The 22,494-nt window shown below is 56.6% G+C and carries 18 protein-coding genes; 13 read left to right on the forward strand and 5 right to left on the reverse strand.

The window, feature by feature from the left end; translation table 11 throughout:
- The first annotated feature begins 2 nt into the window (after positions 1-2).
- Together torA and ACUTQW_RS11085 are read left to right on the forward strand one after the other, a co-directional pair.
- On the forward strand, positions 3-2,483 hold the full coding sequence (gene torA / locus ACUTQW_RS11080; protein WP_006326735.1) for a trimethylamine-N-oxide reductase TorA: 2,481 nt from the start codon (positions 3-5) through the stop codon (positions 2,481-2,483).
- Between the two features lie 170 nt (positions 2,484-2,653).
- Positions 2,654-3,832 (forward strand): sugar efflux transporter, encoded by a 1,179-nt coding sequence (locus tag ACUTQW_RS11085; protein ID WP_037433983.1) that lies wholly within the window; start codon positions 2,654-2,656, stop codon positions 3,830-3,832.
- Between the two features lie 6 nt (positions 3,833-3,838).
- Here the strand turns inward: ACUTQW_RS11085 and ACUTQW_RS11090 are convergent, their stop codons facing one another.
- Positions 3,839-4,093, reverse strand: coding sequence for a YkgJ family cysteine cluster protein (locus ACUTQW_RS11090; protein ID WP_004947052.1), 255 nt, complete (start codon positions 4,091-4,093; stop codon positions 3,839-3,841).
- A gap of 284 nt (positions 4,094-4,377) precedes the next feature.
- On the opposite strand from ACUTQW_RS11090, the gene mtr reads away from it, so the two are divergent.
- Positions 4,378-5,622 carry a tryptophan permease gene (mtr, locus tag ACUTQW_RS11095; RefSeq protein WP_006326741.1) on the forward strand — a complete coding sequence of 415 codons (1,245 nt, stop codon included), beginning with the start codon at positions 4,378-4,380 and terminating at the stop codon, positions 5,620-5,622.
- Between the two features lie 129 nt (positions 5,623-5,751).
- Positions 5,752-6,324, forward strand: coding sequence for an elongation factor P-like protein YeiP (yeiP, locus tag ACUTQW_RS11100; protein ID WP_013813782.1), 573 nt, complete (start codon positions 5,752-5,754; stop codon positions 6,322-6,324).
- Positions 6,325-6,456: 132 nt separating this feature from the next.
- Here yeiP and uxuA read toward each other — a convergent pair whose 3' ends face one another.
- Positions 6,457-7,650 carry a mannonate dehydratase gene (gene uxuA / locus ACUTQW_RS11105; protein ID WP_166728651.1) on the reverse strand — a complete coding sequence of 398 codons (1,194 nt, stop codon included), beginning with the start codon at positions 7,648-7,650 and terminating at the stop codon, positions 6,457-6,459.
- A 341-nt stretch (positions 7,651-7,991) separates the two neighbouring features.
- Between uxuA and ACUTQW_RS11110 the strand changes: the two genes are divergently transcribed.
- The gene (locus ACUTQW_RS11110) at positions 7,992-9,473 is read left to right on the forward strand and encodes a mannitol dehydrogenase family protein (RefSeq protein WP_006326743.1); all 1,482 of its coding nucleotides are present in this window, start codon (positions 7,992-7,994) and stop codon (positions 9,471-9,473) included.
- A gap of 49 nt (positions 9,474-9,522) precedes the next feature.
- On the opposite strand, the gene ACUTQW_RS11115 is transcribed toward ACUTQW_RS11110, so the two are convergent.
- The gene (locus ACUTQW_RS11115; RefSeq protein ID WP_020439470.1) at positions 9,523-9,831 is read right to left on the reverse strand and encodes a type 1 fimbrial protein; all 309 of its coding nucleotides are present in this window, start codon (positions 9,829-9,831) and stop codon (positions 9,523-9,525) included.
- 315 nt (positions 9,832-10,146) lie between these two features.
- On the opposite strand from ACUTQW_RS11115, the gene ACUTQW_RS11120 reads away from it, so the two are divergent.
- From ACUTQW_RS11120 to yejF, 8 genes are all read left to right on the forward strand, one after another.
- Complete coding sequence (locus tag ACUTQW_RS11120; protein WP_006326746.1) at positions 10,147-11,121, forward strand: CobW family GTP-binding protein; 975 nt, start codon at positions 10,147-10,149, stop codon at positions 11,119-11,121.
- Between the two features lie 51 nt (positions 11,122-11,172).
- Entirely contained in the window at positions 11,173-11,883 is a 711-nt protein-coding gene (locus tag ACUTQW_RS11125) for a phosphatase PAP2 family protein (RefSeq protein WP_235195909.1), read from the forward strand.
- 407 nt (positions 11,884-12,290) lie between these two features.
- Entirely contained in the window at positions 12,291-12,866 is a 576-nt protein-coding gene (gene mepS, locus ACUTQW_RS11130; protein WP_004947077.1) for a bifunctional murein DD-endopeptidase/murein LD-carboxypeptidase, read from the forward strand.
- Positions 12,867-13,121: 255 nt separating this feature from the next.
- Positions 13,122-14,708, forward strand: a complete 1,587-nt coding sequence (locus tag ACUTQW_RS11135) for a cyclic di-GMP phosphodiesterase (RefSeq protein ID WP_037431388.1) — start codon at positions 13,122-13,124, stop codon at positions 14,706-14,708.
- 89 nt (positions 14,709-14,797) lie between these two features.
- The gene (locus ACUTQW_RS11140) at positions 14,798-16,606 is read left to right on the forward strand and encodes an extracellular solute-binding protein (protein WP_198640578.1); all 1,809 of its coding nucleotides are present in this window, start codon (positions 14,798-14,800) and stop codon (positions 16,604-16,606) included.
- A 10-nt stretch (positions 16,607-16,616) separates the two neighbouring features.
- Positions 16,617-17,711, forward strand: coding sequence for a microcin C ABC transporter permease YejB (locus tag ACUTQW_RS11145; protein WP_006326757.1), 1,095 nt, complete (start codon positions 16,617-16,619; stop codon positions 17,709-17,711).
- Positions 17,708-18,733 carry an ABC transporter permease gene (locus ACUTQW_RS11150; RefSeq protein WP_006326758.1) on the forward strand — a complete coding sequence of 342 codons (1,026 nt, stop codon included), beginning with the start codon at positions 17,708-17,710 and terminating at the stop codon, positions 18,731-18,733. The genes ACUTQW_RS11145 and ACUTQW_RS11150 overlap by 4 nt, the downstream gene beginning before the upstream one ends.
- Before the next feature lies 1 nt (position 18,734).
- Positions 18,735-20,327 carry a microcin C ABC transporter ATP-binding protein YejF gene (gene yejF / locus ACUTQW_RS11155; protein ID WP_445654859.1) on the forward strand — a complete coding sequence of 531 codons (1,593 nt, stop codon included), beginning with the start codon at positions 18,735-18,737 and terminating at the stop codon, positions 20,325-20,327.
- Between the two features lie 9 nt (positions 20,328-20,336).
- Here yejF and ACUTQW_RS11160 read toward each other — a convergent pair whose 3' ends face one another.
- Both ACUTQW_RS11160 and ACUTQW_RS11165 read right to left on the reverse strand, forming a co-directional pair.
- Positions 20,337-20,681, reverse strand: coding sequence for a YejG family protein (locus ACUTQW_RS11160; protein ID WP_004947098.1), 345 nt, complete (start codon positions 20,679-20,681; stop codon positions 20,337-20,339).
- 613 nt (positions 20,682-21,294) lie between these two features.
- Positions 21,295-22,491, reverse strand: coding sequence for a Bcr/CflA family multidrug efflux MFS transporter (locus ACUTQW_RS11165; protein ID WP_006326761.1), 1,197 nt, complete (start codon positions 22,489-22,491; stop codon positions 21,295-21,297).
- Between the last annotated feature and the right edge of the window lie 3 nt (positions 22,492-22,494).

Below are 22,494 nucleotides of genomic sequence, written 5' to 3' on the forward strand. Positions count from 1 at the left end.
CAATGAGCAAATATCAACAACACCCGTTAACAATGAGCCGCCGCCGCTTCCTGGCCGGCGCCACCGCGCTGGCCGCCGCACCGCTGCTGGCGGGCCTGTGGTCTAAATCTGCGCTGGCGCAAGCCATCAGCCAGGCATTGCCGCAGTTTGTGGTACTGCGCCAGGCGCAAAAAGGCATTCTGACCGGCGCGCACTGGGGCGCTTTCGAAGCCATAGTGCAAGACGGCAAAATGGTCGGCGTACAGCCGGTGAAAGACGATCCTTATCCGAACGAGTTGATCACCATGGCACCCTTCCAGGTGCACGCCGAAAACCGCATTAAATACCCGATGGTGCGTAAAAGCTGGCTGGAAGGTGGCCCCGGCAGCCGCACTGAACTGCGCGGGCGCGACGAATGGGTGCGCGTCAGCTGGGACAAAGCGATTGAACTGGTCTGCAACGAGATAACCCGTTTGCAAAAAGATCACGGCCCGCAGTCCATCTACGCCGGTTCCTATGGCTGGAAGAGCGTCGGCATGCTGCATAACAGCCGCACGCTGCTGCAACGCCTGATGAACCTGACCGGCGGTTTCCTCGGCTATGCCGGTGACTATTCTACCGGTGCGGCGCAGGTGATCATGTCGCACGTAGTGGGTTCGATGGAGGTTTACGAGCAGCAAACCGCCTGGCCCAACGTGATTGAAAACAGCCAACTGGTGGTGATGTGGGGCTGTAACCCGATGATCACGCTGAAAAACAGCTGGAACGTGCCGGATCACTACGGCCAGACTGGTTTTGAGGCGTTGAAGAAAAAAGGCACCCGCGTCATCAGCATCGATCCGGTGCACAACGACAGCGCCAAATTTGTCGGCGCGCAGTGGATTGCTCCGCGCCCTTATACGGACGGCGCCATGCTGATCGGCATCGCCCATACGTTGCTGACCGAGAAACTGCATAACCCGGACTTCCTGAAAACCTACACCGTCGGTTTTGACAAGTTCCAGGCCTATCTGCTGGGCGAACACGACGGCACGCCGAAAACCGCCGAATGGGCTGCGGACATTTGCGGCGTAGATGCCGCAGTGCTGCGCCAACTGGCGCGCGACATGGCGAAAAACCGCACCATGATCATGGGCGGTTGGGGCATTCAGCGTCAGCATCATGGCGAACAGCAACATTGGCTGTTGGTCACGGTAGCGGCCATGCTCGGCCAGGTTGGCCTGCCGGGCGGCGGCTTCGGTTTCAGCTATCATTATTCCTCCGGCGGCAGCCCGACGGCGAAAGGCGGCATTATTGCCGGTATCTCCGCCGGCAATTCGCCGAAGAACTCCCCGTCGCCGATCCCGGTGGCACGCATTGCCGAATGCCTGGCCAACCCCGGCAAGACCATTAACTTCAATGGCGCGCAGGTTACCTACCCTGAGGTGAAAATGGTGTACGTGGCGGGCGGCAACACCTTCCACCAGCATCAGGACACCAATAACCTGGTCAAAGCCTGGCAACGGCCGGACACTATCGTGGTGAACGAGCCCTACTGGACCGCCACCGCCAAGCACGCCGATATCGTATTGCCGGCCACCACCAGCTATGAGCGCAACGATCTGGAAATGGGCGGCGATTACTCGCAGCTGTACGTGTTCCCGATGCACCAGTGCGTACCGCCGCAGCATGAGTCGCGCAGCGATTTCGATATCTTCGCGGCGATGGCCGCCAGGCTGGGGGTTCAAGATGCCTTTACCGAAGGCAAAGATGAAACCCAGTGGCTCAAAGGCATGTACGACGACATGAAAACCCAGGCGCGCGCCGCCCGGGTGGCCCTGCCGCCGTTCGACATGTTCTGGCAATCCAACAACTATGTGCGTTTCCCGGTGCCCGAGGCCAATACCCAATGGGTGCGCTTCGCCGACTATCGCGAAAATCCGCTGCTGAATCCGCTGGGCACGCCGTCCGGCAAAATCGAGATCTACTCCGACGCCATCGCCAAAATGAAGTATCAGGACTGCCCGGGTATCCCGACCTGGATGCCGCCTCACGAATGGTATCGCGGACCGGAAGCGGTGAAGTACCCGCTGTCGCTGAACACCGCGCACCCGATCAACCGCCTCCATTCGCAACTCGACAACACGCCGCTGCGCAAAAAATACGCGGTAGCGGATCGGGAAGCGATTGTGATCCACCCTCAGGATGCCCAACTGCGTGGTATCGCCAATGGCGATTTGGTGCGGGCGTTTAACGATCGCGGCCAGATCCTGGTCGGTGCGGTGGTCAGCGAAGACGTGCGCCCCGGCGTGGTGCGCATCAGCGAAGGCGCCTGGTTCGATCCGGCCGATCCTTCCCAACCGGGGTCGCTGTGCAAGAACGGCAACGTCAACTGCCTGACCTTCGACGTGGGTTCCTCCAGCCTGGCACAAGGCAATTGCGGACAGATGGCGCAGTTGCAGATTGAGAAGTATCAGGGCCCGGTGCTGAAAAACACCGCACACGCCGTGCCTGCAGGCGCGTAAACTGCCAGACAGGGCGGCGGCAACGTCGCCCTTTTTACTTGGCCTTATCCAGATAAACGTTTTTTACTGCCAGGAAAAATGAAACCGCTTTTTGTTTTTTTGTTCTTTCTTGATAAATGGGCGTATTATTCACCCGAACTCCTTATCATTCCGACCCTTTGCTGACCTCTATGCCTACATCGACTGCGGTAACGCGACGCTCGCCCGATCTCACTTCGCTGGCCTTTCTCGTCGTGGCTTTTCTCACCGGGATTGCCGGTGCCTTACAGACACCCACGCTCAGCCTGTTTCTGGCGACGGAAGTGCAGGTGCGTCCTTCGATGGTGGGTCTGTTTTTCACCGGCAGCGCCGTCATCGGCATTCTGGTCAGCCAGTTTCTCGCCCGCCGCTCGGATCAAAAAGGCGACCGCAAGTCGCTGATTTTCCTCTGCTGCATGCTGGGCGCGCTGGGCTGCGTGCTGTTTGCCTGGAACCGTAATTATTACCTGCTGCTGATCGTGGGCGTGATGCTGACCAGTTTCGGCTCTACCGCCAACCCGCAGATGTTTGCCCTGGCGCGCGAACACGCCGATCGCACCGGCCGCGAGGCGGTGATGTTCAGCTCAATTTTGCGTGCGCAGGTTTCCCTCGCCTGGGTAATAGGCCCGCCTATCGCCTTCGCGCTGGCATTGGGCTTTGGCTTTAAGGTGATGTATCTGGCGGCGGCGGCGGCATTTATCCTGTGCGGCGTGCTGGTGTGGAAAATGCTGCCATCGATGCGCAAAACGCAGGTGACAACCCGCGCCACGCTGGAGGCGCCACGCCAGAACCGCCGCGATACGCTGCTGTTGTTTATGGCCTGCACCTTTATGTGGACCGCAAATGGCATGTATTTGATTAATATGCCGCTGTATATGGTGCACGAACTGCAACTGTCGGAAAAACTGGCCGGGATACTGATGGGCACGGCGGCCGGGCTGGAGATACCGACCATGCTGATTGCCGGCATGGTGGCCAAACGCTTCGGCAAACGTATGTTGATGCGCTGCGCGGTGGCGGCGGGCCTGCTGTTTTATTTCGGGCTGTTGTTTATCACCGGCACCTGGCAACTGATCGCCCTGCAACTGCTTAACGCGGCGTTTATCGGCGTGCTGGCGGGGATCGGCATGCTCTATTTCCAGGATTTGATGCCCGGACAGGCGGGTGCAGCCACCACCTTGTTTACCAACACCACACGCGTGGGCTGGATTATTGCCGGTTCTGTCGCCGGCGTGGTGGCGGAGATCTGGAGCTATCACGCGGTGTTTTATTCCGCGCTGGCGATGGTTGTCGGCGCGGTGCTGTGCCTGTGGAAACTTAAAGACGCTTAAAAGTGTTTATGGCGCGGTGTCCGCTTCCAGTTTGATCAGGTAGATCAATGCCTGGTCGCGATGGTCATGACACATCTCGCGGCTGGCCTGCAGGCTGCCGCACACTTTGGGCCGCAGCGGCGAGTGGAACAGGCCGCAGCGCAGTTGCTCGCTCAGATGAATGCAGCGGGTATTGGCGGGCTTGCCGTTGGGCATTCCGGGGATAGGGCTGGATATTGAAGGCGCGATACAACAGGCGCCGCAGTCGGCACGACAGTCCATCAGCGAGTCTCCCGGTGGGCTGGCGGAATTGAAGCGCGACAATATCAGCACGGCTCATCCGCCGCCAGCATAATCCGGTGTTGCTCGCGAATCTTTACACCCCACCTCCATAGTCACAAACAGGCCTCACTCACACAGGCAAAAAAATACGCCATAAATTGTCTAATTAACGCCAATTAATGCATGAAACAAGCGCATTCGCGGCTTTACATGCATCAATCTCACATGTACCATTGAGCTAGTACAAAAGAACTCACGGCCGACGCGGCCACTCAGGAGCAAAAATGTCCACGGACACCATCCAGAAGCTAGCCCGCCCTTCGGTACTCGGCGGCGCGATGATCATTGCAGGCACCGCCGTCGGCGCCGGCATGTTCTCCATTCCCATCGTCACTTCTGGCGTGTGGTTCAGCGGCTCCGTGGCGCTGTTGATTTATACCTGGGCCTGCATGCTGGTTTCCGGCCTGATGATCCTGGAAGCCACACTGCATTATCCAAGCGGCGCCAGCTTCCATACCATCGTCAAAGATCTGCTGGGCAAAGGCTGGAACGCCATTAACGGCCTTTCCATTACCTTTGTGCTGTACATCCTCACCTACGCCTACATTTCCGCCGGCGGCTCGATCATCGCCCACACGCTGGAAGGCATCGTCGGTGTCGGCCAAACCACCGCAGGGCTGGTGTTTGCCATCCTGGTGGCGTTTATCGTCTGGTTGTCGACCCGCGCCGTCGATCGCCTGAGCACCATTCTGATCGGCGGGATGGTGATCACCTTTGTGATGTCGGTGGGCGATATGTTCACCCACGTACAACCGGCGGTGCTGTTCAACCGCGGCGATGACCAGGCCAGCTACCTGCCTTATGCACTGGCGGCGTTGCCCTATCTGCTGACGTCGTTCGGCTACCACGGCAACGTGCCGGGGTTGGTGAAATATTACCAAAAAGACAGCCGTGCGGTGGTGCGCAGCCTGGTGTACGGCACGCTGCTGGCACTGGCTATCTATATCCTGTGGCAGTATGTGATTCAGGGCAACATCGCCCGCGACGCCTTCAAGCAGGTGATTGCCGAAGGCGGCAACATCGGCAGCCTGCTCAAACAAATGGGCAACGTCTCCAGCAGCCAGGCCGTTGGCCAATTGCTGAACGCCTTCTCTTATATGGCGCTGGCCAGTTCATTCCTCGGGGTGTCGCTGGGCCTGTTCGATTATCTGGCGGACTTCTTTAAATTCAGCGATGACACTACCGGGCGCAGCAAAACCGCGCTGGTGACTTTCGCACCGCCAACGCTGGCCGCCCTGCTGTTCCCGAACGGCTTCCTGTACGCCATCGGCTTCGCCGGGCTGGCGGCCACCATCTGGGCGGTGATCGTGCCGGCGATGTTGGCGCGCGCCAGCCGCCGCCGCTTCCCGCAGGCGCAGTATCGCGCGCCTGGTGGCCACGGCATGATCCTGTTCATCATTCTGTTCGGGGTGATCAACGCCGCCGCACATCTGCTGGCGCTGCTCGGCCTGCTGCCGGTATTTCAGTAAATCCGCTCAGGGGGTGACATTCGTCATCCCCTTTCCGTCACTGTTTTTGCGCGATCTGCTTGCCTGAAATCGGCGGCGCGAGTAACTTGTCGCAACTTCCCAAATACTCTTCATTGCAGGTTACTTTATATGGCAAAGGCTAACGAAATTAAGCGCGGCATGGCGATCAATTACAACGGCAAACTGCTGTTGGTGAAAGACATCGATGTGCAAAGCCCAAGCGCACGCGGCGCCAGCACCTTGTACAAAATGCGTTTCTCCGACGTCCGCACCGGGCTGAAGGTAGAAGAGCGTTTTAAGGGCGACGATATTCTGGACACCATTTCCCTGTCCCGCCGCAAGGTGAACTTCTCTTATATCGACGGGGAAGAATACGTGTTCATGGATGACGAGGATTTCACCCCGTACATCTTCAAGAAAGACCAGATCGAAGACGAGCTGCTGTTTATTCCTGAAGCCGGCCTGCCGGGCATGCAGGTGCTGACGCTGGACGGCCAGGTGCTGGCGCTGGAACTGCCGCAAACCGTGGATATGGAAATTGTCGACACCGCGCCGGGCATCAAAGGCGCCTCCGCCAGCGCCCGCAACAAGCCGGCCACCATGGCGACCGGCCTGACCATTCAGGTACCGGAATACCTCAGCGCCGGCGACAAAATCCGCATTCATATTGCAGAGCGCCGCTATATGAGCCGGGCAGACTAGCCCTTCGTCTTTCACGCTGCAGCGTTGTTGGCTACCAGCCCTCACCCCAGTCACTTACCGATGTAAGCTCCTGGGGATTTGTGCTCTTGCCGCCTGGCTGCAGCGTGAAATCCATTGGGCTTTATTCCCGCTTTACGACGGCAACTCAGGGAAGAAACGGCGCTTAAGCGCCAGTTCAACGCCACGCAGCTCCGCTAATCCTTTCAGCCGACCAATCGCCGAGTAACCCGGATTGGTTTTTTTCTTCAAATCATCCAGCATCTGGTGCCCGTGATCGGGACGCATCGGGATTGGCCGACGATCGCCCGCCTGATGACGCCGTTGCTCCTCGCTGAGGATCGCCTCAATCACAGCAACCATGTCCACGTCACCCTGCAGATGGGCCCCCTCATGGAAACTCTTCGGATTCTCTTCACGGCAGGTGGCGCGCAGGTGGGTGAAATGGATGCGGTCGCCGAAGGTGTTAATCATCCGTACCAGGTCATTATCCGCACGCACGCCGTAAGACCCGGTGCACATGGTGAAACCGTTATAGAGGCTGTCGACGGTCTGCTTCAGCCACTGCATGTCCTCAATGGTGGACACGATACGCGGCAGGCCGAGGATCGGCCGCGGCGGATCGTCCGGGTGCACCGCCAGACGCACGCCGACTTCCTCCGCCACCGGCACAATGGCGCGCAGGAACACCGCCATATTTTCGCGCAGTTGCGCCTTGTCGATCGCATCGTACTCAGCCAGGCGGGCGCGGAACTGATCTAGCCTGTACCCCTCTTCGGCGCCCGGTAGCCCGGCTATGATATTGCCGGTCAATGTGTTTTTCTCCGCTTCGCTCATGGCAGCGAAATGGGCGGCCGCCTGCGCCTGCTCTTCCGGTGTGTAATCCTGGTCTGCGCCGGCGCGCTGCAGGATATGCAGATCAAAAGCGGCGAAGGCGATGTGATCGAAACGCAACGCTTTCGAACCGTCGGGCAGCAGGTACTCCAAATCGGTGCGTGTCCAGTCGAGAATCGGCATAAAGTTGTAGCACACGGTATCGATACCACAGGCCGCCAGATTACGCAGCGACTGCTGGTAATTGGCGATATGCTGCGGGTAATTTCCGCTGTGGGTTTTGATCTCTTCATGCACCGGAATGCTTTCCACCACCGACCACACCAGCCCTTTCTCAGCCAACAGCGCCTGTCGCGCCTTGATCTCATCGATCGGCCAAACTTCGCCATTCGGGATATGGTGCAGTGCGGTGACGACGCCGGTGGCACCGGCCTGGCGCACATCGTCAAGAGAGACAGGATCGTTCGGCCCGTACCAACGCCATGTTTGTTCCATTGTTTATCCTTGTAAAAATCGCCGGAGGTTGCCGGTTGGTGATCAAGACCGCTCAAATCCGGCAATCTTGTTATACCAAACGAGATAGATATCATTTATCTTTTACCTTACTCCGTCGAGGCGGGTTGTCAAAACAGAAATCTCGCTGGGTTGATCCACTTCACGAATCTGGCTTATTTTGGACTGAGCAATTTTATTGATGCGCAGACAGCCTTACACTGGCGGCAGAGAACCCGTACGGTAAAGGCTGAAAGCAGCCTCGCCTGCCGCCCGAAAAACTGGTCCGATAGCTTTTGCAAAGCTACCGGCCAGCACCTTTTTACTCAGCTTTGGAGCTTTGAATGAAGACTATCGCCAACTCGCCGCTGCCGGATGCGGTCCAGCAACCGCGCTACGATCGCAGCGCATTGCAAAGTCGTATGGTGCATATCGGATTTGGCGCTTTCCACCGCGCCCACCAGGCGTTGCTTACCGACCGGGTGTTGAATCGCCAGGGCGGCGACTGGGGTATTTGCGAAATCAGCCTGTCTGGCGGCGTACCATTGTTCCAGAGCCTGCGCTTGCAAGAGCATCTGTACAGCGTGCTGGAGAAAGGCGCGACGGGTAATCAGGCTATCGTGATAGGCGCAGTGAATGAAAGCGTGCATCGCAAACTGGAAGGGATCGAGGCCGTGCTGGAAAAGCTGGCGGAGCCCCAGGTGGCGATCGTGTCGATGACCATTACCGAAAAAGGCTACTGTATCGAGCCGGGCAGTGGAAAACTGGATCTGCAACACGAGGCGATCCGTGCCGATCTGGCCAATCCCGGCCAGCCGGCCACCGTACCCGGCATTCTGGTGGAGGCGCTGCGTCTGCGTCTTGAACGCGGCCTGCCCGCCTTCACCCTGCTCTCCTGCGATAACATTCCGGAAAACGGCCATGTGCTGCGTAACGCAATAATCGGGTTGGCGCAGGAGCGTGACGGCATGCTGGCCGAGTGGATAGCCCGGCAGGTCAGCTTCCCCAGCACCATGGTCGACCGTATTGTTCCGGCCGCCACGCCGGAAACGCTGGCTGACATTGCCGCCGCGCTCGGCGGCGTCCATGATGAGTGCGCCATCGCTTGCGAACCCTTCATTCAATGGGTGGTGGAAGATAATTTTGTCGCCGGTCGTCCGGCCTGGGAGCTGGCCGGGGCGCAGTTGGTCGACGATGTGCTGCCGTTTGAACAGATGAAGCTGCGCATGCTGAACGGCAGCCATTCGTTTCTGGCCTATCTCGGTTATCTGGGCGGTTATCAGTACATTAACGACTGCATGGCCGACGAATCTTATCGCCGCGCCGCACACCACCTGATGCTGGCAGAACAGGCGCCGACTCTCAGCGTCAGCGGCATCGATCTGGCCGCCTACGCCGCACAGCTGATCGAACGCTACAGCAACCCTGCGCTGCAGCATCGCACCTGGCAAATCGCCATGGACGGCACGCAAAAACTGCCGCAGCGCATGCTGGATTCGGTCCGCTGGCATTTGCAGCACGGCGGCAGTTATGCCGGCCTGGCGTTGGGCGTCGCCGCCTGGATGCGCTATGTCAGCGGTGTGGATGACGCCGGCCAACCTATCGACATCCGCGATCCGCTGCTGCCTGCACTGCAGCAAAGGGTGGCCGCTACGCCGGACGATGAACAGCGGGTCAAGGCGCTATTGGGGTTGAAAAGCGTTTTCGGTGAACAGCTGCCGGCCGAGGGAGAATTTGTGGCGACGGTAACCCGCGCTTACCTGTCGCTGCGCGATCGCGGGGCACGCCAAACGGTGAAAGAGTGGGTTGCCACTCAGCTTGTCTAAGGAAATGAAAGCCATGCCGGGCAAGCTGTACCCGGCATGGCCTGATAGCTTAGCGATAAACCACGGTCATGACGGCCAGTTTTTTCTGTTGATCCACCCACTGCATTTCCGTCGTACCTAAATTCAGTGGAAGCTCTTTGCGTGAAACATCGAAATGCGACAGGGTCTGTTGCCCTTGATAGTGTTGCCCATTGCGGTAACATTGCGTATTGGCCGTTGAACCGGCGATATCCACCGAGCAGGGGCTTTCTACGACAGAACCAACAAAATGAATAACCCCGCCAGTGGTTCCGGCATGGCCTGCCGCCATCCATGAAAACAACATTCCTGCGATCAAAACTAACCGAAAGATGTTCATGGCAACCTCACTTTTGTTAACTCAATTTAAACATAGAGGACTTTCTTAGGAATAATCGCAAGGAAAGGGGGTTAATTTGATGGATATTCCGGCCATTAATAGCGTAAAAACAAGCTACTAAACGCTAACGTCCTTATCTAATACCGGGTTTTTGTTGGGAATTTTCCGAACGCCAGGCGTGGATTTAGCCGGCTAAATAACGCATTTTAACGTATTGAATTTGTGACCTGGCGCAGGTTAAACACACTCACACACAGCCAGGCGGCACAGCTTAATTATCGCCCCTCTGGACTTTATCAACATCAGGAATCATCAATGACCAAAACTAACCTGATCACCGGTTTTCTCGGCAGCGGCAAAACCACCACCATCCGTCATCTCCTGGCCAACAAGCCGGAACACGAACGCTGGGCGGTGCTGGTGAATGAATTCGGTGAAATTGGCATCGACGGCGCGTTGCTGGCGGACAGCGGCGCAGTGCTGAAGGAGATCCCCGGCGGATGCATGTGCTGCGTTAACGGCCTGCCGATGCAGGTTGGATTGAATATGCTGTTGCAGCAAAGCAAGCCCGATCGGTTGCTCATCGAGCCGACCGGCCTGGGCCATCCGAAGCAAATCCTGTCGTTGCTGACGCAGGACAGCTACGCCGGCTGGATCGATCTGCAGGCCACGCTGTGCCTGTTGGACGCTCGCCAACTCAGCGAGCCGCGCTATCGAGAAAATGAAAACTTTCGCGATCAACTGGCGGCAGCCGACATTATCCTGGCCAGTAAAAGCGACACCTATCAACCGCAGGATCTTCTGGCCTTACAACAGTGGGCGGCGCAAGATCCCCGCCAGCGGCCGCTTTACCCCATAGAACAAGGCCAGGCGAATGTAGATTGGCTCAACCTGCCTCGCACGAATCGCACAGAATTACCGGATGCGCAGCATCATCATAGCCATGCCAAAACTCAGGGCCTGGCCGCATTGCGGCTGCCGGAAACCTCGCGTTGGCGACGGGCGCTCAATCAGGGCCAGGGGTTTACCAGTTGCGGCTGGATTTTTGATGCGGACACGGTATTCGATACCATTGGCATCATGGAGTGGGTGCGGCTGGCGCCGGTCGAACGCGCCAAAGGCGTAGTCCGCATTGCGGAAGGCACGTTGTTGATTAACCGCCAGGGGCAGGATCTCAATATCGAAACGCGCCCTGTCGCACCGCTGGACAGCCGCATCGAACTGATCCACAGCGACAATGCTGACTGGAACGCCCTGCAATCCCAATTGTTTAACATTCGTTTAAGTTAGAATCTTTACCGTTAACATCATTTTATTTTTAGACTTACAACAGGTTATGTCATGACACGCCGCAATTTACCCTTCATCATTTTCTTCAATTTACTGGGCATTGCGCTGTTTCTGTCCTGGTTCCTGCCGGCTAACCACGGTTACTGGTTTACTCTGGACTCAGCGATTTTCTTTTTCTTCAACCGCCATTTGGCGACCGATCCCGGCTTTCTGCACCTGGTGGCCATCACCAATAATCGCGCTTTCGACGTGATTTCCCTGATCGCCATGGGGCTGCTGTACCTGTATTTTTATCTCAAGCAGGATGCCGTCGGCCGCCGTCGTTTATTGGTCACCGGCGTTGTCATGTTGCTCACCGCCGTAGTGCTGAACCAGCTTGGGCACCTGTTGCCGGTAAAACACCCCAGCCCGTCGCTCAGTTTCGAGAATATCAACCGCGTCAGTATGCTGACCGGCATTACCACCAAAGACGCCTCCAGCGACAGCTTCCCCGGCGACCACGGCATGATGCTGATGATTTTTACCTGTTTTATGCTGCGCTATTTTAACCGCCGCGCTTTTGCCGTGGCGCTGCTGATCACGCTGGTTTTCTCACTGCCGCGCGTGATGATCGGCGCACACTGGTTCACCGATATCGCCGTCGGCTCACTGTCCGTGGTGTTGGTGGGCGTCAGTTGGTGCCTGATGACCCCACTCAGCGACAAGCTGATTAACGGGTTGAACCTCATGCTGCCCGGCAAGCACCGCCCCGTCCAGTCATAACAAATCGCTATGACCCGCAGGAGGCCCGCCGCCTCCTGATTATTTCCGCACCGCCTTTTGTCTATTTCCACATCAGCGCGTTAACGCTTTCGTCACCTGATTTCACGTAAAACCAACACAACGGGCAATCGGCGTTTTTTATATGAAGTTTTACATTATGTTACATCACAAATTCATATAAAAAAGGACAGGAAAAGGCTCGCAATCCCTGATTCGTTGCGGTAACCTCGGATGCGTTTGTGCCTGGTTTACCTCGTTTCAGCATTAAATCCGTGAAAAATGTGCGTTCCGCCACGTTTTCAGCGGTAAGCGATTGTCGGGGCAGCAGGTGCAGATTAGGCTCGTTTCGTTTGGCATTTTCAGGTAGCGACTTTCGTCGTTAAGGACTTCAAGGGAAAACAACAACAATGGTCAAATCTCAACCGTTTCTGAGATATTTTTTGCGGGTAGTACCTGCAATTGCCGCAGCGGTAATGCTCTCCGCGTGCAGCTCGACTCACACTTCGAACTTGAATAACGCACAAACTGAGATGCATGCAGTTAATGACAAAAACGGTCTTTTACTGCAAGCCTCTCAGGATGAATTCGAAGCAATGGTCCGTAACGTTGACGTTAAGTCAAAAATTATGGATCAGTATGCAGACTGGAAAGGTGTTCGCTACCGTTTAGGCGGTGAAAGCAAGCGCGGCATTGATTGCTCGGCGTTTGTACAACGCACATTCCGTGAACAGTTTGGTATGGATTTACCGCGTTCTACCTACGAACAGGAAGACCTCGGCAAGAAAATCGTGCGTACCAAACTGCGTCCTGGCGATCTGGTGCTGTTCCGCGCCGGCTCTACCGGGCGCCACGTCGGCATTTATTTAGGTAACGATCAATTCGTTCATGCCTCTACCAGCAGCGGCGTGATGATTTCGAATCTGAACGATAACTACTGGAATAAACGTTATCGTGAAGCCCGCAGAGTGCTGACCAGCAGCTGACGGCGCAAAATACCTGATTGTCCTGAATACCAAACGAGCAATAAAACGCTGCCCCCGGGCAGCGTTTTTTTTATCCCTAACGTTACGCTGATAAAAAACTCACCTATCATCATCAAATACAATTAAGCGTTTGTTAGCGGATTACCCTGCGTGAATAACGATGAATAATGACTGCACCACCACCATTGGGATATATTAAGCGATCACTCGATAACAAAAACAGAATGATACGCCGTGCTCAGGGGGCAAAGGTTTATGGGCTTGAAAAGGGCATTTGCACGCCATGTTTCGCACAGACGACGCAGCCTGGCTAAAAGCAGCATTGTCGCTCTGGTATTTTTTATCCTGTTTACGGGTATCACACTCCTCCTGATTAATCACCAGCGCACACAATATCAACGCACGGTAGAACAACGCACACAGAAATTCACCCTCGAAAATCTGGATAGTCTGACGGAAATCATGCTGCAATTGATGCCGTTGACGGAACGCTCCTGCGCTTCCAGCCAGCCGGATATTACCTATCAGGCGGCGTTTAATTCCGGCGTGCGAAGCTTCCTGCTGGTGAAAAACGGTTTTGCCTATTGTTCCTCGGCTACCGGCAGCATGATGCTGGCACTGAAAAATATTTATCCGGAAATCGATCCGCGCCAGACGCGGGATCTCAAACTGCAGCAAGGCACCCCTCTTGTGCCGGGAAAACCCGCAGTAGCCGTCTGGTTGCGTCATCCCGGAGAGGAAAACACCGGCGTGCTGGCGACCCTGGACATCAACCTGATGCCCTACCTGCTGTTCGCTTCGCGTGACGCACGCACACCCGGCATTGCCATTATTCTGGGCGATCGCGCCCTGACCACCTTCAGCCCGAACCTGATGCCGGTGAGCCAGTTGCCGAACGACCAGGCCGATCGCTTAGCCATCCCGGGCACGCCGATGACGATTCTGTTTTATAACGAAACGCTGACGCCCAATGATATCCGCCTGACCCTGTTGGGCAGCCTGGTGCTGTCATTGATGATCGGCGTCCTGTGCTACTACATGCTGCTGCTGCGCCAAAGCCCGGAGCGTGCGTTGATGCGCGGCATCAAGCGCAATGAATTCTTTATCGAATACCAGCCGGTGTTCCATACCCGCAAAGGCGCCGTCGCCGGACTGGAGGCGCTGATCCGCTGGCAGCATCCGATTGAAGGGCGTATCCCGCCGGACCTGTTTATCCCCTACGCCGAAAGCGAAGGGCTGATTGTGCCGCTGACGCGCCATCTGTTCCGTCTGATCGCCGAAGACGTGCCACGCCTGGCGACGGTGTTGCCAAAAGGCGCCAAACTGGGTCTGAACATCTCCCCTTCCCATCTGAGCGCCCCCTCCTTCCATCAGGACGTGTACGAACTGCTGGCGCAACTGCCCAGCGACTACTTTACGCTGGTATTCGAGATAACCGAGCGCGGCATGGTAGAGGAAGCCAACGCGCTGGCGGAGTTTGACTGGCTGCACCAGCAAGGCATTGAAATCGCCATCGACGATTTCGGCACCGGCCACAGCGCGCTGATTTATCTGGAACGCTTTACCATGGACTATCTGAAAATAGACCGTGGTTTCGTCAACACCATCGGTCAGGATACGGTCACCGCACCGGTGCTGGACGCGGTGATCTCACTGGCTAAAAAGCTGAAAATGCAAACCGTGGCGGAAGGCGTGGAAACCGCCGAACAATTGCACTTCCTGCAGGAACGGGACGTTAACTTTATGCAGGGGTATTATTTCAGCAAGCCGTTGAGCATCGACAACTTCGTGACATTCTGCACTAACCAGCAGGTCTTTGATTATCAGGCGCAAAAAGCCTGATCTTTACATTACTTCACCCTGCGGCGCGGCAGTGAATGTTATGCTGGCCGCAGACTTAACCGACTTATCAGCAGGAGCTTACCGTCAAGATGTCCGTGCGCGTTTTTGCTGCCCTGGTGCTCTCAGCACTGAGTTTTGGCCTGCAGGCCGAAACCCTCAATGAAAGCTACGCTTTCGCCCTTCTCGGTGAGCCGAAATACGCCACCGACTTCAGCCATTACGACTACGTCAATCCGGCCGCACCGAAAGGCGGCGACGTACGAATGGCGGCGATCGGCACTTACGATAACTTTAACCGTTACGCCTCGCGCGGCGTGGCCGGCGAACGCACCGACGCACTGTACGACTCGCTGTTCACCACCTCGGACGACGAAATAGGCAGCTACTATCCACTGATCGCCGAATCTGCCCGCTTTCCGGCCGATATGCGCTGGGTGGAGCTGGACATTAACGCCCGCGCCCGCTTCCACGATGGCAGCCCTATCACCGCCGCCGACGTAGCTTTCACCTTTAACAAATTTATGACCGAAGGCGTGCCGCAATTTCGCATCGCCTACAAAGGGATTAGTGTAAAGGCCATCTCCCGCCTGACGGTACGCATCGAATTCCCGCAGCCGGATAAAGACAAACTGCTCGGGCTATTTGGGCTGCCGGTGCTGCCGGAGAGTTTCTGGAAAGATCATAAGCTGAACGAGCCGCTGGCTGCGCCGCCGCTTGGCAGCGGCCCGTATAAGGTCGGCAGTTACCGCCTCGGCCAATACATTACCTATCAACGGGTACGCGACTACTGGGCGGCCAACCTGCCGGTCAATCGCGGCCGCTTCAACTTCGACAGCATCCGCTACGACTACTATCTGGATGACAAAGTGGCGCTGGAGGCCTTCAAGGCCGGTGCCTACGACTTCCGCATCGAGGGTTCGCCCAAAAGCTGGGCGACCCAATATCAGGGCGGCAACTTCGCCCGCAACTACATTGTCAAACAGGATGAAACCAACCAGTCGGCGCAAAATACCCGCTGGATGGCGTTCAATATGAAACGCCCTCTGTTTGCCGATAGGCGCGTGCGCGAGGCGATCACGCTGGCCTTCGATTTCGATTGGATGAACAAGGCGCTGTATTACAACGCTTATCAACGTACCAACAGCTATTTCCAGAATACCCCCTACGCCGCCAGCGGCTATCCGGATGCCGCCGAACTGGCGCTGTTGGCACCGCTGAAGGACAAGGTACCGCCGGAGGTGTTTACCAGCATCTACCAGCCGCCCTCCTCCGACGGCAGCGGCAGCGATCGCCAGAACCTGCTGAAAGCCACCCAGTTGCTCAAGCAGGCCGGTTGGGAAGTGAAAAACCAGCAGTTGGTGAACAGCAAAACCGGCAAACCCTTTACCTTCGAGCTGATGCTGCTGAGCGGCAGCAACTTCCAGTACGTATTGCCGTTCCAGCACAACCTCAAGCGGCTGGGCATCGAGATGCAGATCCGTGAAATTGACGTCACTCAATTCACCAAACGCATGCGTGACGGCGATTTCGACATGATGCCAACGGTCTACCTGGCGATGCCGTTCCCAAGTTCTTCCCTCCAGACACTCTGGGACTCCGAATACATCCATTCCAGTTGGAATACCCCTGGCGTCACCGACCCGGCGGTCGACAGCCTGGTACGCAACATCCTGCGGCATCAGGGCGACGAAAAAGCCCTGCTGCCGCTGGGCCGTGCGCTGGATCGGGTGCTGACCTGGAACAGGTTCATGCTGCCAATGTGGTATTCCAATCACGATCGCTATGCCTACTGGGACAAGTTCTCCACGCCGGCGATCCGTCCTGCTTACGTGATTGGCTTCGACAACTGGTGGTTTGACGTCAACAAGGCGGCGCGTTTGCCGGCCCAACAACAATAAGGGGTCGGCGATGGCGGCTTATCTGATTCGCAGACTGTTGCTGATTATTCCCACCCTGTGGGCGATCATCACCATTAACTTTTTCATCGTGCAGATCGCGCCCGGCGGCCCGGTCGATCAGGCCATTGCCAACATCGAGATGGGCCAGAGCAGCGGTTTTGGCGGCGGTGGCGCAGGTGAAGGCCTGGGGCACGCTCGGATCGGCGTCGGCACCGCCACGGATAGCCAGTACCGGGGATCCCGCGGGCTGGATCCGGAAGTGATTGCCGAAATCACCAAACGCTATGGTTTCGACAAACCGCTGCATGAGCGCTATTTCACCATGCTGTGGAATTATATGCGTTTCGACTTTGGCGACAGCCTGTTCCGCGGTGCGTCGGTGATGCAACTTGTGGGCCATAGCCTGCCGGTATCCATCACCCTGGGCCTGTGGAGCACGCTGATTATCTATCTGGTGTCGATCCCGCTAGGTATCCGCAAGGCGGTGCATAACGGCAGCGCTTTCGATATCTGGAGCAGCACGCTGATTATCATCGGCTACGCCATTCCGGCCTTCCTGTTCGCCATTCTGATGATCGTGCTGTTCGCCGGCGGCAGTTACCTGGATTGGTTCCCGTTGCGCGGCCTGGTATCCAGCAACTTCGATAGCCTGTCGTGGTACGGCAAGATTGCCGATTATCTGTGGCACATCACCCTGCCGGTGCTGGCGACGGTCATTGGCGGTTTCGCCACCCTGACCATGCTGACCAAAAACTCGTTCCTTGACGAGATCCGCAAACAGTATGTAGTCACCGCGCGCGCCAAGGGGCTGGACGAGAACAAGATCCTTTATCATCACGTATTTCGCAATGCCATGCTGCTGGTGATCGCCGGCTTCCCGGCGACGTTCGTCAGCATGTTTTTCACCGGTTCATTGCTGATTGAAGTGATGTTCTCGCTCAACGGGCTGGGGCTGCTGGGGTATGACGCCACCCTGCAGCGCGACTATCCGGTGATGTTCGGCACGCTGTATATTTTTACCCTGATTGGCCTGCTGTTGAATATCCTCAGCGATATCACCTATACCCTGGTCGATCCGCGCATTGATTTCGAGGCCCGCCAATGAGCCGCTTAAGCCCGATCAACCAGGCGCGCTGGGCGCGTTTTCGCAGTAATCGCCGCGGTTACTGGTCACTGTGGGTTTTCCTGGTGTTGTTTATCCTCAGCCTGGCCGCCAACCTGATCGCCAACGACCGGCCGCTGCTGGTGCGCTACGAAGGCCGCCTGTACCTGCCGTTCATGATCAATTACAGCGAGACCACCTTTGGCGGTGAGCTGAATACCGCCACCGATTACCAGGATCCTTTCGTAAAACAGCAGATCGACCGCCACGGCTGGGCGGTTTGGCCACCGATTCGCTTCAGTTACGACACCATCAACTTCGCCACTGAGGTGCCCTTCCCCTCAGCCCCCTCGCGCCATAACCTGCTGGGTACCGACGGTAACGGCAGCGACGTGCTGGCCCGCGTGCTGTACGGCTTTCGCATTTCGATGCTGTTCGGGTTGGCGCTGACGCTGTTTTCCAGTGTGATCGGCGTTTGCGTCGGTGCGATGCAAGGGTATTACGGCGGGCGTTTTGACCTATGGGGACAACGCTTTATCGAGGTGTGGTCGGGCATGCCGACGCTGTTTTTGATCATTTTGCTGTCGAGTATCGTACAACCCAATTTCTGGTGGTTGCTCGGTATCACCATTCTGTTTGGCTGGATGAGCCTGGTAGGCGTAGTGCGCGCCGAGTTCCTGCGCACCCGCAACTATGATTACATCCGCGCCGCACGCGCTATGGGGGTACCGGACCGGGTCATTATGTACCGGCATATGCTGCCCAATGCGATGGTGGCGATGCTGACCTTCTTGCCGTTTATCCTCTGTGGTTCCATCACCACCCTGACCTCTCTCGATTTCCTGGGCTTCGGCCTGCCGATCGGCTCTCCGTCGCTCGGTGAACTGTTGCTGCAGGGCAAGAACAACCTGCAAGCACCGTGGCTCGGCATTACTGCGTTCCTGGTGTTGGCGGTGTTGCTGTCTTTACTCATTTTTATCGGCGAAGCCATACGCGACGCCTTTGACCCCAGCAAGGCGCATTGATATGGCTAGTACTCCACTGCTTTCAATTCAGGATCTCAGCGTCGCTTTCCGTCAGGGAGAGCAGTTGAATCAGGTGGTCAACGGCTTGTCGTTGCAAATAGAAAAAGCGGAAACGTTGGCCCTGGTGGGTGAGTCCGGCTCCGGCAAAAGCGTGACCGCGCTGTCGGTGCTGCGGCTGCTGCCTTCGCCGCCGGTGGTCTATACCGGGGGGGATATCCTGTTCAATGGCAGCTCGTTGCTGCATGCGCCGGAAGCCGAGCTGCGCAACGTACGCGGCAACCAGATTTCGATGATTTTTCAGGAGCCTATGGTGTCGCTCAACCCATTGCACACCATTGAGAAACAACTGGCGGAAGTGTTGGCCTTGCACCGTGGCATGCGGCGCGACGTAGCGCGCGGGGAGATTATTCAGTGCCTGGATCGCGTCGGTATTCGCAACGCCAAAGGCCGGTTGAAAGACTATCCGCATCAGCTCTCCGGCGGCGAACGCCAACGGGTCATGATCGCCATGGCGGTATTGACCCAGCCAAAACTGCTGATTGCCGACGAACCGACCACTGCGCTCGATGTGACCATTCAGGCGCAGATCCTGCTGCTGCTGAAAGAGCTGAAGCAAGAAATGGGGATGGGGCTGTTGTTCATCACTCATAACCTGAATATCGTTCGCCGCCTGGCGGACAATGTGGCGGTGATGCGCAATGGTCAGTGCGTTGAGCAGAACAGCCGGGCGGGCCTGTTCAGCCAGCCGCAGCATCCCTATACCCAGCAACTGCTGGCAGCGGAAAATGTCGGCGATCCTCTGCCGTTGCCGGCGGACGCCGCCCCGCTGCTGAAAGTGGAAAACTTGCAGGTCAGTTTCCCGATCAAGCGCGGCTTGTTGCGCCGCACGGTTGACCATCACTACGCGTTGAAAGGACTGAGTTTTGAGCTGAAGGCCGGGGAAAGCGTTGGATTGGTGGGGGAGTCGGGGTCGGGTAAAAGCACCACCGGGCTGGCGCTGCTGCGTCTGTTGAGCGCCAGCGGCGCTATCTGGTTTAACGGCCAACCGCTGCACCAGTTCAGCCTGAAACAGATGCTGCCGTACCGCAGCCAGATACAGATCGTGTTTCAGGATCCCTACTCCGCGCTGAACCCGCGACTGAGCGTGTTGCAAATTATCGCCGAGGGGCTGGAGGTACATCAGAAATTGAGCGCCGAACAGCGTGAACAAAAGGTGATGGAAGCCTTGCAAGAAGTGGGGCTGGATCCCGCCCTGCGCCACCGCTACCCTACCGAGTTTTCCGGTGGCCAGCGCCAACGCATTGCTATCGCACGGGCGCTGATTCTGCAGCCGCAGTTGCTGATTCTGGATGAGCCGACCTCATCGCTGGATAAATCGGTACAGGCGCAAATCCTGACGTTGCTGAAGTCTCTGCAACGGCGCCATCGGCTGGCATATCTGTTCATCAGCCATGATTTGCAGGTAGTACACTCACTGTGCCATCAGGTGATCGTATTGCGCCAGGGAGAAGTGGTTGAACAGGGCGACTGCCAGACGATCTTTAACTCGCCTGCCGCCGCTTATACGCAGCAGTTGCTACAGCTGGCCGATTAGCGGCGGGGGTCAGAAAGGGTATTGCGCGCTCAGTGGTTCGGCGATGGCGGCACCAACGTTTTTTAACCGGCATAAGGTGGCGCTTTCATCGCTGCGGTGCACAAACAGGCAAGCTTCCCCTTCCCACTCCACGATGGCGCAATCGACCTGAATCTCCTGCAAGGACAGCTTAAGCTGTTGCATAACCTGCCAGGCGTCCGCCCCTTCGTGGCTGAGCAGTTTCAAGCCAATCAGATTGTTATCTTCGTCTATCCCGCTAAGCGGAATCGGTTCAACCTTGATGCCGGTAAAACCTGATAGCCAACGATAACTTTGCGGCAAGCGATGCACTACCGAAAGTTGGATACTATCCACATGAAATCCCTAGTTTGAAAAGTGAAACAGTTTTTACCTGACAGGGTAACTAAGTTATAGCCGTTGAGAACCGACTCTGCCGCGCACATATGTTATTTAAATGTAAAATATGTCACAACTCATTAACCGCACCCTGCGCTTGCTGATATCGTGCTGTTTTGGTGCGCCGCACGGTGTCATTTCACGGCATTTTGCGACTCAGCTCGCATTTTTGCGTTATATGTAACCCTTTCCCGCCACGATCTCAACTCTTTTTTCTTGCAATGCGGTTACTTTTCACTCTTTATAATTTTACATTGCAGAAACATTTAACTTCGCCCTTCAAGGTAAAAAATCGATTTAATCTATTGATTTTAAATAGACAAAATATAAATCAAACACCACATCCCGGCAAAGATACCGTGCGGAACCTCTGTAATTATCGTTTCTTAACCTGCGCTTTTTTTAACAAAAAGCACACAGATTGCACGCCGAGCATTTAATTAGCGTACTTATATTTAGCAACAAAATCTGCATTGCCAACGGGACTGATGAGAGGGTGTTGAAAAGAATGGAGTAACCAAGGCTCAGCACTACGCCGGCCTTGGTTATTCAGAGATAAATCGCGGAAGGATCAGGCAAGGTTGCTGCGTGGACGGCTGGCATACAAATAGAACAGCACCGCTACGATACTGCACAGCGCCATGGAAGAGACCATCGGCCAGGCGCTCTTGCCTGGCGCCATCGACAGTACCGCCCCGACCAGAGCGCCGATGCTGAAACGCAGCGTACCGGCCAACGAGGACGCCGTACCCGCCATATGCGGGAAATCATCCAGGATCACCGCCATGGCGTTGGACGAAATCATGGCGATGCAGCCCAGATAAACCGCCACACCGAGCACCAGCGCCCAGAAGCCCAGGCCGATGGCGCTCACCGCCAGCAACCACAGCCCCATCGCCAACTGAACCAGCAGCCCCAGGCGGAACATGTTGATCGCCCCCCGCCGCCGTACATTGCGGCTATTGACCAAAGTCGTCAGGAACAAAAACACGATATTCAGCGCAAAGTAGTAACCAAAATGCTGCGGCGAGACGTTATTCAATTCGATATACACGAACGGCCCGGCGCTGAGGAACGAGAACATGCCGGCGAACGAGAAGGCGCTGGCCAACATATAACTCAGCACGCGCTTGTGGCGGAACAGCGAAGCGAAATTGCCCAACGTGGTGCGCAGATGGAATTTCTGCCGCCGCTCTTTCGGCAGCGTTTCTTTAATAAAGAACGCCACCAGCAGCGAACCGATCAGCGCCGCTGCCCCCATGGTCCAGAAAATCGCATGCCAGCTGAACCACAGCAGCAGCGCACCACCGATCATCGGCGCCAGCAAGGGCGCAATGGTCATTACCAGGATGACAAACGACATCATTCGCGAAAATTCGTCCTTGGTGAACATATCGCGCATCAGGGCATTAATCACCACGCTGGCCGCCGCCGCCGACAGACCGTGCAGGAAACGCAGGTTGATCAACTGCTCGATCGACTGCGCCATGGCGCAAGCGCCGCCGGCAATGGCGAAGATCAGCGTCCCCCACAGGATCACCGGCTTGCGCCCTATGCTGTCCGACATCGGCCCATAGAACAGCTGCCCCAGGGCAAAACCGAGCATATAGGCGCTGAGCGTCATCTGCACGCTGCCCGACTCGACGCCGAACTGCCTGGCTATCACCGGCATACTGGGCAGATACATGTCGATAGCCAGCGGCATCAGCATGGAAAGCAGGCCCAGAATAAAAATCAAACCGAGGTGAGATGACCGGTTCTGTTGCACGTT

It is taken from the genome of Serratia sp. TSA_7 (genome assembly GCF_052692135.1).

Bases quoted from the DNA above. Each gene is read 5' to 3' on its own strand.
- torA (WP_006326735.1), top strand. From the start codon at position 3: ATGAGCAAATATCAACAACACCCGTTAACAATGAGCCGCCGCCGCTTC.
- ACUTQW_RS11085 (WP_037433983.1), top strand. From the start codon at position 2,654: ATGCCTACATCGACTGCGGTAACGCGACGCTCGCCCGATCTCACTTCG.
- ACUTQW_RS11090 (WP_004947052.1), bottom strand. From the start codon at position 4,093: ATGGACTGTCGTGCCGACTGCGGCGCCTGTTGTATCGCGCCTTCAATA.
- mtr (WP_006326741.1), top strand. From the start codon at position 4,378: ATGTCCACGGACACCATCCAGAAGCTAGCCCGCCCTTCGGTACTCGGC.
- yeiP (WP_013813782.1), top strand. From the start codon at position 5,752: ATGGCAAAGGCTAACGAAATTAAGCGCGGCATGGCGATCAATTACAAC.
- uxuA (WP_166728651.1), bottom strand. From the start codon at position 7,650: ATGGAACAAACATGGCGTTGGTACGGGCCGAACGATCCTGTCTCTCTT.
- ACUTQW_RS11110 (WP_006326743.1), top strand. From the start codon at position 7,992: ATGAAGACTATCGCCAACTCGCCGCTGCCGGATGCGGTCCAGCAACCG.
- ACUTQW_RS11115 (WP_020439470.1), bottom strand. From the start codon at position 9,831: ATGAACATCTTTCGGTTAGTTTTGATCGCAGGAATGTTGTTTTCATGG.
- ACUTQW_RS11120 (WP_006326746.1), top strand. From the start codon at position 10,147: ATGACCAAAACTAACCTGATCACCGGTTTTCTCGGCAGCGGCAAAACC.
- ACUTQW_RS11125 (WP_235195909.1), top strand. From the start codon at position 11,173: ATGACACGCCGCAATTTACCCTTCATCATTTTCTTCAATTTACTGGGC.
- mepS (WP_004947077.1), top strand. From the start codon at position 12,291: ATGGTCAAATCTCAACCGTTTCTGAGATATTTTTTGCGGGTAGTACCT.
- ACUTQW_RS11135 (WP_037431388.1), top strand. From the start codon at position 13,122: ATGGGCTTGAAAAGGGCATTTGCACGCCATGTTTCGCACAGACGACGC.
- ACUTQW_RS11140 (WP_198640578.1), top strand. From the start codon at position 14,798: ATGTCCGTGCGCGTTTTTGCTGCCCTGGTGCTCTCAGCACTGAGTTTT.
- ACUTQW_RS11145 (WP_006326757.1), top strand. From the start codon at position 16,617: ATGGCGGCTTATCTGATTCGCAGACTGTTGCTGATTATTCCCACCCTG.
- ACUTQW_RS11150 (WP_006326758.1), top strand. From the start codon at position 17,708: ATGAGCCGCTTAAGCCCGATCAACCAGGCGCGCTGGGCGCGTTTTCGC.
- yejF (WP_445654859.1), top strand. From the start codon at position 18,735: ATGGCTAGTACTCCACTGCTTTCAATTCAGGATCTCAGCGTCGCTTTC.